This is a genomic window from Parafrankia sp. BMG5.11 (genome assembly GCF_004337455.1).
Genome location: NZ_SJXI01000050.1, coordinates 1 through 16,276, shown reverse-complemented (window position 1 = coordinate 16,276; position 16,276 = coordinate 1). Strand labels below are relative to the sequence as shown.

Below are 16,276 nucleotides of genomic sequence, written 5' to 3'. Positions count from 1 at the left end.
AAGGCGCAGGAGGCGAGATCCAGCTCACCGACGCGATGGCCCGCATGATCGGCACGCAACCCTTCCACGCCGTCACCTTCGCCGGCCGCCGCTTCGACTGCGGCAGCAAGGCTGGCTTCGTGGAAGCGACGCTCGCCCTGGCGCTTGAACGCGAGGACCTGGGTGCCGAAGTGCGGGCAATGGCGGAGCGGGAGTTGGGGCGCTAAATGGATAAGGACGAGCCCTTTTACCTCTCCCTGCTCCTAGTCTTTGCCCGCTTGGCCGAGGATAGGCCCGTGATCTCGGATGAGAGTGCCGCTCTGTTCATCGGCCTTGAGGCGCGACGGTCTTGATCCTTCAAGTGCTGGAGGAGACACCAGAGTGCCCCTCTCGTTGTCCGCAGCAAGGGGCGGCAGACTTGGATTTGTAGGTTCTGCGAGCGGAGGGAGAGGTGAGGGACTCTCGGGGCCAAGCGGCAGGTCCGCAAGCAGAGTCCCACCACCGAAAACGGGTTGCTGATTGAACGCTAAGCGGCGTCCCCACCTGCCAGGCCAGGTGTAGAAGATGTGAGTACCGATCTTAGTGATCTTCTTGAGGCTGGGAGCCCAGTACGGGAACACCCAATCAGTGTGGTAATGAGTGGCCATTCCTACCGACGGCTCCACCCACCCCGCTAGGGACTGTGCGGCAATCTGTTCAGCCCGCTGCCATATGCGGGGCGACGGGGTTCGCCGAAGACTGCCGTCGCACGTGAAGGTGAACTGACATCCGGTTCTGCGGGTCGAGCCCTGGTAGACCACCCCGCAGACCGAATTAGGAAAGGACGGATGACGGACGCGGTTCAACACAACTTGCGCGACCGCCCGCTGCCCTTGGATAGTCTCGCTCGCAGCTTCATAATAAACAGCAGCAGCGAGGCATCTTAGCGCCTCAACCCGTGACGCTGCTTCCCAGCCCAGACCCGTGACATTTACGGGATATGCTGCCTCCAGTTTGTCGGAAGCGAAAGGCAAGGATGCGTTGGCGTCGCGAGCTTTGGCTGGCTCGAGTGCAACCGCAATGTTAGGTAGTGGCCGGGGAGCGCCCGTTGCAGGCAGTGATCCGAGAGCAGTGCCTGAACTGTTGTCCTGACGGGCACTCGTTTCAGAACGCCGTTCCGCCCAGCCTCCCGCCACCAGAGCAGTCATGGTGACGAGCGCCACCGCCCCGGCAGCCGCTAGTCGTATGGCCCGACGCCTCTGCTGGGAGATGGTCTGATTGTTCATGATGAAGGTGGTAACAAGGGCGCTAAGCACTCTGTTCCATATCACTGGTTTAACTTCTACCCTCCATCGACCGTCTGCTTCATAAAGGAGCACCTTCGAAGGCTTCGGGCGGTGTTGTTGAATGGGCCTTGCGCATGCTCTAGAGGATAAATTTGGCTCCCGGTGGATGGATGATATTGCATGAGTAGCGTCGCCGCCGCCGGGGTCCACGGCAATCGGACATCGAGCGGCGTTCCTCCACTGGCAGGGCTAGGCCTTGCCGCAGGTATGCTCGCGTTGGCGCTGCCGACTATGCTTTTCGTATCGCGCGAAAGTTGGAGTACCGAACAGGGTGCGCATGGCCCGATTGTGCTCGCGACCGGAGTTTGGCTCCTCCACCGGCTTTGGCCGCAAGCCCGTGAGGTTGCAGCCCATCCAGACAGATGGCGTGTGTGGGCGCTGCTGGCGGTACTTTTGCCGCTGTATGTGCTGGCGCGTATAACGCAGGTCGTCGAAGTAGAAGGATATCTGATGTACGGCGCGCTGCTTGTTGCGCTTTACAGTGTTATCGGATGGCACGCGATGACCAAATTGTGGTTTCCCTTGTTCTATTTGGCCTTCATATTTCCTCCGCCTGAGTCGCTGGTCGCAGCAGCAACAACGCCAATGAAGATGTACATTTCGCAAGCGGCGATCGCGTTTCTCGACGTATTGGGTTACCCAATTGGCGGACGTGGGGTCATGATATACATCGGGCAGTACGAACTCCTCGTCGCAGCTGCCTGTTCTGGCTTAAACTCGATCATCTCGCTCTCTGCAGTGTCTCTGTTTTACATATACATCCGGCACCAAGCGAACTGGCGCTATGCTGCCTTGCTATCGATGTTGATCGTTCCAGTAGCTTTGGCTGCGAACTTCGTGAGAGTACTCATACTTATACTTCTCACTTATCATTTCGGCGAAGCGGCTGCGCAGGGCTTCTTGCATAACTTCGCGGGAATTATGATGTTCGCAGCAGCGTTGCTTTTCATTTTCGCGCTTGATGAAGTCATCAAAAAGGCTTGGGACGGCTTCGGTAAAGCTGCCCTGGATGATGCCTCATCCGGTTCCTCGAAGGTAGCATCATGATAGAGAAGCCTTCTCATGTTCTTCTGGGGCGCCGTCACTTTCTAATTGGCGGCGCATTGGCGGTGGCTTCCGGGGTGGCCTTTGCGAGGCAGCCGAAGCCTACCTTCCCGCGTATACCCACGGAGAAGTTTCAGGAGTGGGTGCCGACCAAGTTTGGCCCGTGGTCAAAGGTTGGTAGCAGCGGGGTCGTATTGCCGCCTCCAGATTCGCTGAGTGACCGTCTGTATGACAACCTGGTAACCGGCACGTACGAGGCGCCCGGCCAGCCACTGGTCATGCTGTTGTTGGCATATAACAACGTGCAGGATGGCGTCGTTCAAGTTCATCGGCCCGAGGTCTGCTATCCGGTCGGGGGTTACCAGCTAAGTGAGACCCGCGAATTCGATCTGGACCTTCGCGGCCGCTCCATCCCGGCGAACATCTTCACAGCGGTGGGGCCTGAACGTACGGAGCAAGTTATTTACTTCACGCGCCTAGGGAGTGCGTTTCCGCGCTCATGGGCGGAGCAACGGTTGGCCGTTGCAAAAGACAATCTGGCGGGGCGGATCCCTGACGGGATGATGATGCGGGTTTCCGTGCTGGGAGCGGACCAGAAGGCTGCGCATGCAGATTTGAGCAGGTTTTCTGAGCAGTTCGTGGGCGCAGTGCCCCGGCAATTGCTGAGGCTCCTTCTGGGTGGGACATAGTTTATAGTTTCGCGAAACCGCCTGTGGCGGCACCAGTTTGAGGTGAGGGATTTGTTATGAAGTGGTACCTTGTGAGCGTAGCAGCGTGCTCCCTGGCCATCGCAGCTTGCGATAAAGAACCGACCGGCCAGGTCGCGGCAGTGGTCGACGGAGACGAGATCACGTTTCAGGAAGTCAACGCCGAACTAGCGGGTGCGAACATCCCTGCAGGTGCGACGAAAGAGCAGGCCCAGCAGGCAGCCCTGCAGCGAATCGTGGAAAGGCGGTTGCTCGCTCGTGCGGCGCAGGAAGAGGGGCTCGATAAGAGTCCTGAATTCCTTGTCCGGCAAAGGCAGCTCGAAGATGCGCTGCTGGTTCAGTTGCTTGGACAGAAGCTGGCGCGAACGACTTCAGTGCCGACTGAACGGGAAGTCGATGCCTTCATGAAAAAGAACCCGGGCACCTTTGAGAACCGCACTGTCTACAAAGTCGATCGGATCCAGTTCCCTGCACCTGAGAATACTGCTGTTATGAAGGCGCTTCAGGCGGACCAATCGATGGCCAGTGTCGTCGCGACTCTTCAGAAGATGAACGTCAAGTTCGACCGGCAGACCTCGGATATGGACTCGGCGCGGGTCGGAGAGCAGCGGCTCAAGCAGATCCTTTCCCTGCGCTCAGGCGAACCGTTCATGGTCGTCGAGGGAGGCGTAGTGACAGTGGGAGTGATTACAGGTCAGCAGCAGGTACCCATCAACGGCGCCGACGCACGGCCGCTTGCCGTGCAGGCGATCCGCAACCAAAGTTTGTCGAACTCGCTTCGCCAGCGACTCGCAGCTGAGAAAGCTAAGGCGGAAATCGAGTACAAAGCTGGACTAGCGCCGCCGGCGACACAAAAATCCGGAGCGGCACCCGGGACCCAGGGTTAGGTAAGTGCGCCCGCTTCAGGCGGACGACATGCTAACTGGAGAAGTGTCTGCAAGCCCTGATAGATGGGCGGGACCCGTGTTCACGCTGCAGCGGGTTGGTTAGATGCGCCTGTTGTTCGCGCTGCCCGGGTTCCACCGGGTCGACCGGGGTGCGGAGGTCGCACTGTTGGCGGTGGCTAAAGAACTGGCCTTGGCCGGTGAGGACGTAACCGTGATTGGCTCAGGAGGCCATCGCCCGGGTGCGCCCTACCATTTCGTGCAAGTTCCGTCGTTACGGCGCGAGAACTTCGAGGGCTTTCCGCGGCTGCCGGCCTTCAGGGACGAGACAGCATGGGAGGATCTGACCTTTGCATTCGGCCTCTTGAGGCGCTTCAACCCCGCTGACTTCGACGCAACGATCACTTGCTCGTTTCCCTATTCCCATTGGACGCTTCGCCGGCCAGCCAAACACAAGCCGGCTCATTTTTTCGTGACTCAGAACGGCGATTGGCCTGCACGAACCGACAGGTCAGAGTATCGCTTCTTCGACTGTGAGGGGCTAATCTGTACGAATCCCGATTATCTGGAAGCCAATGCAGCCAGATGGAGATGTGCCCTCATCCCCAACGGAGTAGATCTTGAAAGGTTTTCGCCAGGTGTAAGCGAGCGGGAGGCTTTCGGCCTCCCTGCCGATCGTCGGGTCGTGCTCATGGTGAGCGCCCTTATTCCGAGCAAGCGGGTGCTTGACGCCATTCGCGCAGTCGCTTGTCTAGACGACGTCTTCCTCGCGGTGGCAGGCGACGGTCCACAGCGGGCTGAAGCACAAGATCTGGCAGATCGGCTTTTGCCTGGCCGCTTTAAACGCCTGACGCTGGCAGCAACCGATATGCCGCGCCTTTACCGCTCGGCAGACGTGTTTCTGCACCTTTCTGAGACGGAGTCATTCGGCAATGTTTTCCTTGAGGCGTGGGCAAGCGGACTTCCAGTTGTCGCCCACGAGAGCCCGCGCTTGCGCTGGATACTGGGAGAAGGGCAGTACCTGTGCAACACTTTTGATCAAGCTGCGCTCATAAGCAGCCTGAGCATGGCGTCAGCTAGTGCTGGTGGCGGGCAGCCCAAAAGCCTTCAAAAATTTGCCTGGTCGGCGATCGCCGATAGTTATCGCCGCTTCATCGCAGAGACGATCGAGCAGCGGGGCTACTCACCAACTTGTTGAGGTAGACGATTGTCTTGCCGCCCCTTCGCGCAGGAGACTGGTGGCTGCCAACCTCGTTCCTGTCTGAGCAGCGAAATGTCGGAATGCCTTGTTGAATCGCCGGAGGGAAGAGGCTCCTGCGAAGGCAAGGTGAAGACGGAGCGAGCCTGATGATCCTGCATTCGAGGCGGTTAGCCAGCCGGAACACGGTAATTCCGTCAAAGACCCAGGCTTCTGTGATCCGGACAGGATAGTGCGGGTAGAGGATTCGGAGAGGTAGGAGGCGGCCTTGCAGATCGCATAGCTTCAATGGGCAAAGGTCGCGCCTCAGTGACTCTGAGCGGAATATGATGCAGGTGAACGATGTTCCTTAAGTTGCGCCAGTGAAGGGATGTCGACGCACCGCACTTTTCGGTTCCAAAATGAGGGAATCAAGTAGGATCACTAGAGTCCGGTCCCTCCAGTCACCAGTGGCCTCTGCTGCGCAATGGCTGGGCGCGATACACTCCTCAGAGATCGAGGGGGGCGGGCTACCTTGTCCCGGGTCCGACGGCGGCGAGTGGCGGTTATTAGAAGACTGAATGCCGGTCCGCCTCTTGCTTTATGAGAGATGAAGGGTTGCAACACAGATGATCTTGCTTCCACTACTCACTTGGGCTTGTGCTCTGTTAATTAGCACACCCCTTTTATACCTTACCCTCGAACTCGCATTGGGGCTGAAGCGCTCGCAGAAGGGGGGTTCCCCTCTCCAGACCCCTGGCATGACTGTCATCCTGATCCCTGCTCACAACGAGGAAGGCGGTATCGGCAGCACTGTTTCTGCGCTCCGGGCACACGTCAGTAGCCCTGTCGCGATCCTCGTCGTTGCGGACAACTGCAGCGACAGGACGGCCGAGCTCGCGCGAGAGGCGGGCGCTGAGGTCGTCCAGCGGCAGGATCCAGACAGACGAGGCAAGGGGTATGCGCTCGCCTTCGGCCGAGACCATCTCGAAGCTGATCCTCCAGCTGTTGTGATCGTGCTGGACGCAGATTGCGCGCTGGCCCCAGGAAGCGCGGAGCGATTGATGAGCCGCGTGCTGGAAACAGGCGAGCCAGCGCAAGCAATCAACTTGGTTGTTGCGGGGAGGGATGCGTCTCCAATCGTACAGGTCTCTAACTTTGCAATGGTGGTGAAGAACCTTGTTCGTGCTCGAGGGCTGCAGCGCCTCGGGGGCGGGGTCTTCTTATTTGGAACGGGGATGGCTTTCCCGTGGCAAACGTTCGCCGAAGCGGACCTTGCGACCTCGGATGTCGTCGAAGACATGCAACTCGGCCTCGCGCTGGCTCGCAATGGTGTCCGGGTACACTTAGAAGAGGGCGCCCGCGTCACCAGTGCCGCAGCTGCTCTGGCGGACAGCGCGGGGCAGCGCCGAAGGTGGGAGCACGGATTTTTGGAGACCGCATGCAAAGACGCCCTGCCGCTGATTTCACTCGGATTGGCACAACGCTCTAAACACCTTCTCTCGTTGGGCGCCCACCTGCTGGTGCCTCCCCTAGCCCTCTTGTTCTTGGTGGCGTTCTTCCTCTTGGTGACACTTAGCGTTTGCGCCGTGGTGGCAGGTATAATGGGCCCGGCAATTCTTTTGGGCTGTTCGATTGCTTCAGCGTTGATCTTCGTGCTGCTGGCATGGATTACGAGTGGGCGCGATGCCTTGTCTCCTCGGGCGCTGCTCTCAGCTCCGGTGTACGTCCTCTGGAAGTTTCCGATCTATGTCGGGTTCTTCACCTCTCGCCAAGTCGGCTGGAACCGTACACGTCGGAATAGCGAGAACGCTGTCGCCAGTGATACCAAATCCTGAAGATATTAGGACCTTCCACGAGGTAGCGGCGCCCAAGTCGGCGGGGCTCCGCGAGCAACCGAAACAACCACTCCAGCTTAAGCCGCTGCATCCAAACGGGGGCCCGCTTCTTCTCGCCCGTGAGAAACTCGAGCGATGCTCCAATGCAAAGAGCGACGCCTCGTGCCCTCCCCCGCTCTCCAATCCGGTGACAAAGTAGCTCGCTTTGCGGGGCTCCAATTGCGAAGAAGGTCGCGTCAGCCGCCGTCGCTTCGACAAACTCGATGATACCCTCTTGGGCCGCCGGATTTGACCTGACTCCCATCGGTGGGATGTGGTGGTGCCAAGTGCGGTCGGGAAAGAGCCCCTCGAGGGAGGCAAACATCTCCGCATCACCGCCTACGACTGCCACTGTCTGTTGGCGTTCCGGGGCCTGCTTTAGAAGGCTTGCGGTTAAGTCACTGCCAGGCACTAGCTGCAGCTCAATGCCTGATGACTTCGCCAGCGTCTGCAGGATACGGCTATCACACAGGCAAACGTCGGCGGACCTATAGCTCAACCAAAGTTCTGCATCTGAGCGGCGGCGATGGAGCTGGACAAGATGATCGACATTCGGTGTCACCACGTACGAAAAGCTTGAGCTGCCCGCCATCTCAGCGACCCTGGCAAGCACCTCGCTTTGCGGGATATTGTCAAAGATTAGATCTAGGAACTCGGCTCGTCGGAATGTTGGGCTACTCACCGGCGCACCAACCTGCCAAACAGGCCGCCGGGAGGACGCTTTCCGAGTTCCAAGTCAACACCATAGCGCGTCCGGGCGTCAGCTACGCCCTTGCTTGCATCGGCTAAGCACGCTTTACCTGCTCGGGCACAAAGAGATCGGAAGTACTCCCAGCCTTTGATCAGCGAGGGGGACTTTCGCGTGAACGTTCGCGCGATGGCGAGAGCCTCGCGCTCGCGATTGTTCGCGAGCAGCCAATCTCCGTAAGCCATTGTGAGTTGAAGGGTCTGGGGGTTGGCCCTCACTGCGTCTCGATAGGCGCGCTGCACACTCGCCGTGTCTTCTTGAGCCGAGTAGGCCGCGGCCATGGCCAGCCAAGCCTCGCTTCTTCTAGGGCATTCAGCGGCTGCGCTCTGCGCGCTCCTTAATGCTTCCGATGGCTGGCTTAGCATCAGCTTTGCTTCGGCAAGGGCGGTCAAAGCGTCACACTGGCTTTCATCTCTGTCGAGCACCCGACCCGCGGTTCGCAGTGCCATAGCTGGGTTCCCTCTCAAAACTTCTAACCGCGCAGAAAGCGGTCGCGCATCGTCAGGACGAAGCTTGCGGAGAATCATTTCCGCCGAACCAACTTGCTTGGTTTCGATCAGGTGGCGGGCAACCTCGATCAGAGATGCCTTGCTTCCACTTTCCCCAATCCGCTGCACGTCAGCCTCAGAAAGCTGGAGTGAGTAGTTGCGCAGAAGCTCCAGCGCCGTCGACGCCGATTCCTGTCCCAAACCCTTCTGGCTGAGAAGATCAACCAGGAGTTCTTGGCTCGCTTCGGTCTTTCCAAGCTTCAGGCGAAGATCTGCTTCATCGACACGCAGGTCCGGATCGAGCGGGAGCAATTCACGAAGTCGGTAGAACTGCGCTTGCATTCCTTCAGCGTTTCGCATTTCCCGGTGCAGTTCCAGCTTGGTGCGAGCCACTCCCTCGGTGTCGGCTCCGCCCGATTGAACAGTTTCCATCACCTGTAAAGCTTTGGCCGGTTCGCCGATCATGAACAGTGCGCGGCTTTTCAAAATAGATGCTTCTTCGCTGCCTGGCTGTTGCGCGATAACCTGGTCTGCATACTCGATTGATTTGCGATAGCGCCGCTGAACCAGTGCGTGGACACCTCGTGCTACAAGGGCGTTTGGCTGACCTGGTTGGAGTGCTAGGATACGCTCGGTCGCATCGAGGGATTCTCTCAGGTTTCCCGTTCTTAAGCCCAACTGCGAGACTGCCTGCAATGCCTCGAGGTTGGTATTATCCAAAGCTAACGCATTAACATAAGAGTCAAAGGCGCTTTCATACGATCCGGCCGAGACCTCGATGCGCCCTTTCAAAAGATGGAGTTCGGGGATATCGTCTCGTTGCGCGAGGGCCTCGCCGATGCTGCGGCGAGCTGCTTCGAGATCGCCCGCCTGAAGCTGCTGCTCGGCCGTTAACGCATATTGTGAAGCCTGTTCAGCGCGACCCGTGCAAGCTGCGGTCAATAGAAGACCCGCGCACGCCCAGAAGGTCTTGTGCCAAAAAGAGAACACAGAGGAAACCGGTTGGCTCATTTGCATGCTCCTCTATATACCGACAGGCGATCTGCGGTCGACCGCATTTGGAGATTCTCATGAAGCACCTTTTTCGAACGGCCGGGCCTTTAGCGCTCTGCGTCCTTGCAGTTGCTTCACCGGCCGCTGCTCAGAACCAGCCAAGTGAGCCTGTTCGGAGTCAGCCAACATCGAGCATCTCATCTTACCAGATTAAGGCCGGAGATCAGATCGAGGTATATGTCTGGGGCGAAGAGCGACTCCAGCGCAGTATGCGGGTTCTTCCAGACGGCACGATCGCTTTCCCGCTCGTCGGGCAAGTCGCTGTAGCAGGTCGCCTTCCCCAGGAAGTTGAGACCGTCATCAGGGCTTCGCTCAGCAGCCAATATCGGGGAGAAGTGCCTCAGGTAACCGTATCTGTGCTCACCCCAGCTCCGATGCAATTCACAGTCCTGGGACGGGTGGGCTCACCCGGCACCTTCGAAACGGTGCGCAACATCAACGTGCTTGAGGCTCTCAGCCTGGCAGGCGGCGGAACTGAGTTCGCCAACCTTGATAGAATAGTCGTTTTGCGGAAAACACCAGATGGCCTGAGAGTGCTCGAGGCGAACGTCAAGGCGCTCATGCGGGGCAGAGTTGACGCAGCTGATCTTGTTCGGGCGAATATCGTCCCGATCGAAGCGGGCGATACGATCATCGTTCCATGAGCAGGTCCGAAGTCAAAAAAGCGGGGTGGGTAATCCGCAGGGGCTTGGCCACGGTGCTCGCAATTCCACTTGCAGCACCCGTCCACGCGCAGGTTCGCGGCGTCGTCGATGTCTCAGTTCAGGGGACAGTAGCTTCAAACTCGTCTTTGGAAAACTCACGCGGTGGGGGCGCCTTTGCGTTTGGGCTGCAGGTCGATCCCTCGGTTTTTTACGAGGACGGCGAGGTAACCACGGCGGCCTTGCGTGGCACTGTTGCTGTTGATCAGTACGATGCGGACAATGGAACGGTTGGGTCTCTCGGGCTGACGGCAGGTATGCGGCACAAAATTAGCGAACGAACATCAATTCGGGGGAGCGCGTCGGCACGCTCGACCCGATCCGGGGTGCGAGATTTCCTTCGCAATCCAGTCCTAGCTAGTGACGTCCTGCAAAACCTCAATCCCGACTTGCTGCCTGAGCTAGGCGGCCAGGCGGATATCAATCCTGGAGGCTTGACCAGCTTCGATCCCGACTTGCTGGACGAGTTCGACTTCGACCTGGCGGACCTCGGGCGCGGTCGCACTAACACTTTCCAGGTCGGCGCCTCAGTCGATCACGCGATTAGCTCCTCAGACTCTGTCTCCTTCGGAGGCTCTGTGAGGTTGAATAGTTCAGGCGATCCACGTGGCTCAGACTATCGGTCCGACAGCGTCTCCGTGGCTTACCGCCGCGCGCTCTCCACTCGCACGAGCTTCAATGTAGGGATCAGTGGTGGTCGTGCGGATTATGAAGATGGCGGTGAGGGGCCCGGCCCGGGCGATGCCATCTTCGTGACACCTGCAGTTGGAATTTCTCACCGTCTCAGTGAGACGCTCACCGCTAGCGCCAGCGTCGGTGCTTCCATCACGAGCGTTGAGCGTCATGATGGGGCGAGTGAGAAGGATGTCGGGTTGGCAGGAAACCTGGGGCTGTGCCAGCTGCAGTATCGCGCCAGCCTTTGCGCCACGGCCTCGCGAGGTGTTCAGCCCACCTCCTTCGGCGGTGTAACGTCAGTGACATCCGCAGGACTCGCTTATAGCCGATTACTGGGATTACGAGACAGGGTGAGCGCGTCAGCGCGGTATTCCCGCAGGGACGATAGTCTGGTGGAGAATCAGAGCGACTTTGGCGGCGCGCAAAGCGTCTTTGCGGCCTCGGCTAGCTACAATCGCAGCATTGGACAGCGGCTCTACGCTTTTGTGACGCCCGGCTTCTCTCGCACTTCCGGGAGCTTGACGGGTGACCGAGACAATTATCAGATCAGCGTGGGGATCCGGTATCGATTTGGGGATGCCGAATGACTGACTTTTCCAGTGCAGAATATGGAGAAGAGCAGGCTGGGGGCAACTTTCTTGAGCAGCTACCTTCAATCCTTTGGCACCGCCGCTGGTGGATAGCGATTCCGACGGCGATCGGAGCGGTTGCCGCCATCGCTGCTGTTTTCCTGATCCCGCCGGTTTACCAATCAACTGCCGTGATGCTGGTCGAATCTTCACAGCTTCCTGAAGCGGTTGTGGGAGCCACGCAGGTAGAGCAGGTTCAGCGAAGAATTGCCCGCATTCGGGAGCAGGTAACTAGCCGCCCGTCTTTGCTCGCGATGATTGAACAGCACGGTCTCTACACTGATGAGAGGCGTTCGGAACCTCTCTCTGAATTAGTCGAGCGGATGCGCAGTGCCATCACAATCACGCCTCAACTCACAGGCGAACGTGACGAAACCGCTATCTCCTTCGAACTTTCCTTCGAGTATCCTGAAGCCGCAGCTGCGCAAGCGGTTGCTCAGGACTTGATGGACAGTATTCTGGAACTCGATTATAGCGGCAATCTGGAGCAGGCCACCGGGACTGTAGAGTTCCTGACGGATCAGGCGGTCGGGCTGGAGCAGCAAATTGCTCAGCTTCAGGGGCAAATCTCAGCCATCAAGGCGCAGAACGGAATGGTTCTGGGGTCCCAAGGGACGATCATCGGGGGAGACCCGATGAGCTATGACTTACAGATTGCCGCCCTGCAGCGGGACAATGCGAGCCTACTCGCGCAGAAAAATATCGCGCGCGGATCTGATGAGCGCTCACCCTTGGTGACCCAGGCCGAGGCAGCGCTAGCAGCCGCGCGTGCGGTCTACGCCGAAGGCCATCCTGATGTGGTCTTTGCCAAGCAGCGTCTTACGGAGGCTCGCGAGCTGGCGCGTCAAAACGTCGACAAGATCCCGTTCGAGGGCGTCGACCAGCAGATCGCAAACAACAACTCTCAAATCGCAGCGCTCCGCGCGGCCAAGGAGCGCGCGCAGGCGCAGGTTAGCTCCAGTCGATCTGCTCAGGCGCGCGCTCCGTTGGTGCAGCAGCAAATTTCGGAGCTTGAGCAGGAGCTTTCAGTTCTGAACACACAGTACGGAGCGGTTCAAGATCAACTACTTGCAGCAAGAACGGGTGTGCGGGCAGAGGATGAGCAGCTTGGAGAGAGATTGGCAGTGGTCGATCCTCCGGTGGTGCCAGATTCGCCCGTCCGCCCGAATAGATTGTTGATCGCAGCTATCGGCCTCGGCGCTGGGTTTGGTCTTGGTTTCCTTCTGGCGTTCGCAGTCGAACTTTTCCTGCGCCCAATCCGTGATCCAAAGACCTTGCAGGCGATCACCGGGTCTCCACCCCTTGCGGTTGTCCCAGTTATCAAGCCGAGAAATACGCAGCGAACCAAGCGTAATCCGCTGGTTTTCTGGCGCCGGACGCCAAGCTGAAGATAATAAGGAAGAACAATGGCGGAGGCAGTCTCTTCCTCAATGAACATCAAGTCACTCCAGCTGGAAACCTTGAGGGTCGTACAACCCAACAGGGATGCCGTTGCGTCAAACAACGTCGTCGGATTTGACAGCCGTGACAAACGATCGCGCCCGTTTAGCCTTATGCGCACACAGCTCGCCAAGCGGCTCGTCGAGGAAAAGATCCGGCTGGTGGGGGTTACATCGGCTTCCCCTGCCGCAGGGAAGTCGTTCTTGGCGGTGAATCTTGCCGCTTCGCTCTCAAGAGTCTTGAAGGTTCCGACTTTTCTCGTCGATCTGGACCTCCGCCGAGGGTGCGTCGCGGAGGAGCTGGGTATCGAGTTCGAGGCCGGGGTCAGCGATTATCTATTGGGGGAAATGGAGAGCCTGCACGAAGTGGGGCTACACATCGACGGCACCAAACTCGCAGTGTTCCCTACTCATACCGTATCAATGGACTCCGCAGAGGCAATTGCCAGCGGGCGCTTCGACACCTTAGTGGAGACCATGCGCAAACACACCGGCGAAGCAGTCGTGATATTCGATCTACCGCCGGTGTTTGCGAACGACGACGCTGTGCTCAGCACCCGAGCACTCGATGGCTACATCATGGTGGTGGACAGCGGAAGAACATCACGCCGACAGCTAGCTGACGCCATGGAGATGCTCAATCCGGTTCCGTGTCTAGGGACGGTGCTGAACAGATACGCCGGGGGGATGTTGGACAGTTATGGCTATGGCTCAGCGAACTATGACAGTTACTACTCGGAGTGATTTGGTAGGCTCAAGGCGCTCGCGGAACCAACTAATCTGAATGTTACCGCTTCGCTGAAGCTTCAGATCAGCAATGGTGGCAGTCAGGTGCAGCCTAGGCGTGGTGAACCGAGAGTCCCGATCTCCGGTGAAGAACTTCAGGAATCATCGGAGAGGCTCATGCGAGAGGTGACAACCCGTATAGCGTATGTCAGCGGTCCTATCGACGCCGCTAAAGTCTATGACGATTGGAAGGCATCCAGCCAATCGGATTATTACGGTACTATCTATTTAGCGCAGCTTTACAAAATTCTTGAAGATGCAAATGCAAGCGGCCTAATCATCACCACGAACCCGGGCGCATCAGGTTCAGCAGTGCGAGGTAATATCTCTGTAAGGAACCTCGCCATGCCGCAGGGCTGTCGTGGGATCCTATACCATGCAGCGATGCTTCTCTGGGTGGCTCGTTGCCTAATAGCCATCGTGCGCTTTCGTACGGACGCAGCAGTGCTTACGGCCGGACAAGACTACTTTTGGGCCTTCAGGCCGCTTAAGTGGTTCGGTACTCGCCTCATCGCATCACTACATTGCACTCTGTGGCCAAGGTACGCCGTCCGCAAAAGGCACCAGCTGTGGCTCACGAGCCTCAATGGGCGGTTCTTCTATCCCGCTTGTGACTTTATCCAGGGTGTGTCTGAGGAGGCGGTGCGTCAAATTCGTGAGACGGCTCCAAGGCTGCAAATACAGCCTGTGCGTTTCTTTGCAACCTACAGTAGGAGCCGCTTTGCAAACGTCCAAAAGCCGAGTTGGCCCAAGGAGGATACCCAATTCCGGTTGCTTTTCGTAGGACGCCTTACGAGGAACAAGGGGGTATTCGACATGATAGAGATCATGGGAAAGCTCGAGAAAAAGCAGCCCGGCCGCTTTACGCTCGATGTTTGCGGCGCCGGTCCCGCAAGATCTGACATGGTCTCGACCATTGAAGAGAAAAATCTTGAGAGTATGATTACGATGCACGGTCAGTCTTCCACAGAAGAACTTCAACGCCTCTACGGCAGCTGTCACGCTGTCCTCGTGCCCACCCGAAGTGATTTCGAAGAGGGAACGCCGAAAGTTGCTTTTGAGGCGGTGCTAAATTTTCGGCCGATCGTAATGTCTGCGGCGTGCCCGGCGCTCGCTGATGTCGACCAAGCGACTATCGAGGCAAAGGTAGACGACGTCGCGGACTACGTGAGCGCAATTGAGACGCTCGCTCGCGACGCCGACTTGTATAGAGCGAAAGTTGCGGGTGCTGAGGTATGCCGGATTAAGCATTTCGACGGCAATAATAGCTACGGTTCTAAACTCACCCCAGCCATTTTGGCGGTGGCGACAAGGCGGAGCCGATGAGGATACTATATACGCATCGATATTGCGCTGGCTAGAATGGGGTCATGAACCGGCAGGCATCGCTCCGCAGTGCGTTGGTCCCGTTCGGCGCTGTGCCGCAGACGATGGCGGTGCGATCCGATGCTCGCTCTCTACATCGCTTTACTTCAAGAGCGCTTGTAAAAGGCGACTGTCTTGTTTTGAAAGGGATTAGGATGTATCCTGAGCGATGGTTCAGGCAATTTCGAATAGGGAGACAGGAAAAGTGGATCGAGATAGCCAATACCATCCCCATCGCTGGAGTAGATTATTCAAAGATTCAGTGGCTGGCAATCCGCTAGGCCGCTGGGCGATCGACCTCCGTCGCAGACGTCGCCCTTTACATGTCAAGCCGGAATACCTTTCTTGCCGATCAAACGATGATTTAGCAGAATACTATGTAGTTCGTCTGTGCAAGCCTGAGCAAATCTTTATCGACGGCGGAGCCCATATAGGTTCCATTACAGCGGGTGTTCGGCACAACGCTCCAGCCGCGGAAGTCATAATGATCGAGGCGATACCCCGCAAGGCGAAGCGGCTCGCCCGAAAGTTTCCAGACGTTAAAGTTCTAAATTGCGCACTTGGCGAAGAAGCCGGAAGAGCGGATTTCTTTGTGAATCTGGACGAAAGCGCTCGCAGTTCTTTGATCGGAGGTGGGGCGCGGTCAAAGAAGATAGAGATCAGTGTCTGTCGCTTGGATGACATAAAGTTTGAGAAGTCTGTAGACGTAATTAAATTGGATTTGGAGGGGAGCGAGCTTGCTGCTCTGAGGGGCGGGCAGAGATTAGTGGAACGCTTCCGACCGACTATTTTATTCGAAAGCGGCTTACAAAATGGCGGGAGTAACAACGAACGGGAGATTTTTTCTTGGTTCTCTGGCAACGACTATAAGATATTTCTTCCCTCCCGCCTACCGCATGCGGCGCCGCCAATGTCGGAGGAGGTTTTCCTGGACTCGCACCATTACCCTTTCAGGAGCTTGAATTATTTCGCGGTTGCGTCGGAAAGGGTCTCGGAAATTCGGGAAAAGGCAAGCAAAGTGATCCCCTTTAGGTTCTAGACCAGAGGCTAGAGGCGATCGTTTACATCTCCACTAGCCTTGCATTTTGCCCTGCGCCAAAGCAACAGTTTCGGGCGCAGCGAGAGGATTCGCAAGGGTGGAATGATCTGGCGCTCATCGCAACATGGTTCCCCGGGCCCAACCGTGCGCCGCACGCTGCGTTCCAAATCAAGCCTTTCAAGTAGCGGCCTGATTATCTTATGCGCGGCCCTATCGATGTTCGCTCTCGAGTGGCAGCAGCAGCCGGTTTTTCTCTCGTTTCGGCAGCCCCTTCGCCGATCTCCGCCTAGAGCTTAATGCAACATCCTTAGTTCAGCAGAAGTGAAGCGACTTCCCCTGGCTTTGGCACAGGCACACGCC

14 protein-coding genes and 1 pseudogene are annotated in these 16,276 nt (G+C 57.7%); 12 read left to right on the top strand and 3 right to left on the bottom strand.

Features of this window, described 5'->3' with window-relative positions:
- Window positions 1-206 (top strand): annotated as a pseudogene (locus tag E0504_RS30405) (UTP--glucose-1-phosphate uridylyltransferase); the annotation flags it as partial.
- A 36-nt stretch (window positions 207-242) separates the two neighbouring features.
- Here the strand turns inward: E0504_RS30405 and E0504_RS54415 are convergent.
- Window positions 243-1,166, bottom strand: coding sequence for a cell wall hydrolase (locus E0504_RS54415; RefSeq protein ID WP_373693956.1), 924 nt, complete (start codon window positions 1,164-1,166; stop codon window positions 243-245).
- Window positions 1,167-1,424: 258 nt separating this feature from the next.
- Between E0504_RS54415 and xrtV the strand changes: the two genes are divergently transcribed.
- From xrtV to E0504_RS30375, 5 genes are all read left to right on the top strand, one after another.
- On the top strand, window positions 1,425-2,351 hold the full coding sequence (xrtV, locus tag E0504_RS30395; RefSeq protein WP_131626279.1) for an exosortase V: 927 nt from the start codon (window positions 1,425-1,427) through the stop codon (window positions 2,349-2,351).
- Window positions 2,348-3,037, top strand: coding sequence for an exosortase-associated protein EpsI, V-type (gene epsI / locus E0504_RS30390; RefSeq protein ID WP_131626278.1), 690 nt, complete (start codon window positions 2,348-2,350; stop codon window positions 3,035-3,037). Before xrtV ends, epsI begins: the two co-directional genes overlap by 4 nt.
- A gap of 56 nt (window positions 3,038-3,093) precedes the next feature.
- On the top strand, window positions 3,094-3,942 hold the full coding sequence (locus tag E0504_RS30385; protein WP_131626277.1) for a hypothetical protein: 849 nt from the start codon (window positions 3,094-3,096) through the stop codon (window positions 3,940-3,942).
- Between the two features lie 103 nt (window positions 3,943-4,045).
- Window positions 4,046-5,137 carry a glycosyltransferase family 4 protein gene (locus E0504_RS30380; RefSeq protein ID WP_131626276.1) on the top strand — a complete coding sequence of 364 codons (1,092 nt, stop codon included), beginning with the start codon at window positions 4,046-4,048 and terminating at the stop codon, window positions 5,135-5,137.
- Between the two features lie 740 nt (window positions 5,138-5,877).
- On the top strand, window positions 5,878-6,954 hold the full coding sequence (locus E0504_RS30375) for a glycosyltransferase family 2 protein (protein ID WP_165938656.1): 1,077 nt from the start codon (window positions 5,878-5,880) through the stop codon (window positions 6,952-6,954).
- On the opposite strand, the gene E0504_RS54410 is transcribed toward E0504_RS30375, so the two are convergent.
- Window positions 6,878-7,585: a WecB/TagA/CpsF family glycosyltransferase gene (locus E0504_RS54410; protein WP_131626281.1), complete on the bottom strand. Its 708-nt coding sequence runs from the start codon at window positions 7,583-7,585 to the stop codon at window positions 6,878-6,880. The two genes, E0504_RS30375 and E0504_RS54410, sit on opposite strands and share 77 nt — an antisense overlap.
- Before the next feature lie 86 nt (window positions 7,586-7,671).
- A complete protein-coding gene (locus E0504_RS30365; RefSeq protein ID WP_165938655.1) occupies window positions 7,672-9,240 on the bottom strand; it encodes a tetratricopeptide repeat protein in 1,569 nt (522 codons plus the stop codon).
- A gap of 59 nt (window positions 9,241-9,299) precedes the next feature.
- Here E0504_RS30365 and E0504_RS30360 point away from each other — a divergent pair, with 59 nt between their 5' ends.
- From E0504_RS30360 to E0504_RS30335, 6 genes are all read left to right on the top strand, one after another.
- Complete coding sequence (locus tag E0504_RS30360; RefSeq protein WP_131626273.1) at window positions 9,300-9,926, top strand: polysaccharide biosynthesis/export family protein; 627 nt, start codon at window positions 9,300-9,302, stop codon at window positions 9,924-9,926.
- Window positions 9,923-11,245: a hypothetical protein gene (locus E0504_RS30355; protein WP_131626272.1), complete on the top strand. Its 1,323-nt coding sequence runs from the start codon at window positions 9,923-9,925 to the stop codon at window positions 11,243-11,245. The genes E0504_RS30360 and E0504_RS30355 overlap by 4 nt, the downstream gene beginning before the upstream one ends.
- Entirely contained in the window at window positions 11,242-12,675 is a 1,434-nt protein-coding gene (locus E0504_RS30350) for a Wzz/FepE/Etk N-terminal domain-containing protein (RefSeq protein WP_131626271.1), read from the top strand. Before E0504_RS30355 ends, E0504_RS30350 begins: the two co-directional genes overlap by 4 nt.
- An 18-nt stretch (window positions 12,676-12,693) precedes the next feature.
- Window positions 12,694-13,470, top strand: coding sequence for a CpsD/CapB family tyrosine-protein kinase (locus E0504_RS30345; RefSeq protein ID WP_131626270.1), 777 nt, complete (start codon window positions 12,694-12,696; stop codon window positions 13,468-13,470).
- A gap of 159 nt (window positions 13,471-13,629) precedes the next feature.
- Window positions 13,630-14,838 (top strand): glycosyltransferase family 4 protein, encoded by a 1,209-nt coding sequence (locus tag E0504_RS30340; RefSeq protein ID WP_131626269.1) that lies wholly within the window; start codon window positions 13,630-13,632, stop codon window positions 14,836-14,838.
- 244 nt (window positions 14,839-15,082) lie between these two features.
- Window positions 15,083-15,916: an FkbM family methyltransferase gene (locus E0504_RS30335; RefSeq protein WP_207974614.1), complete on the top strand. Its 834-nt coding sequence runs from the start codon at window positions 15,083-15,085 to the stop codon at window positions 15,914-15,916.
- Window positions 15,917-16,276 lie beyond the last annotated feature (360 nt).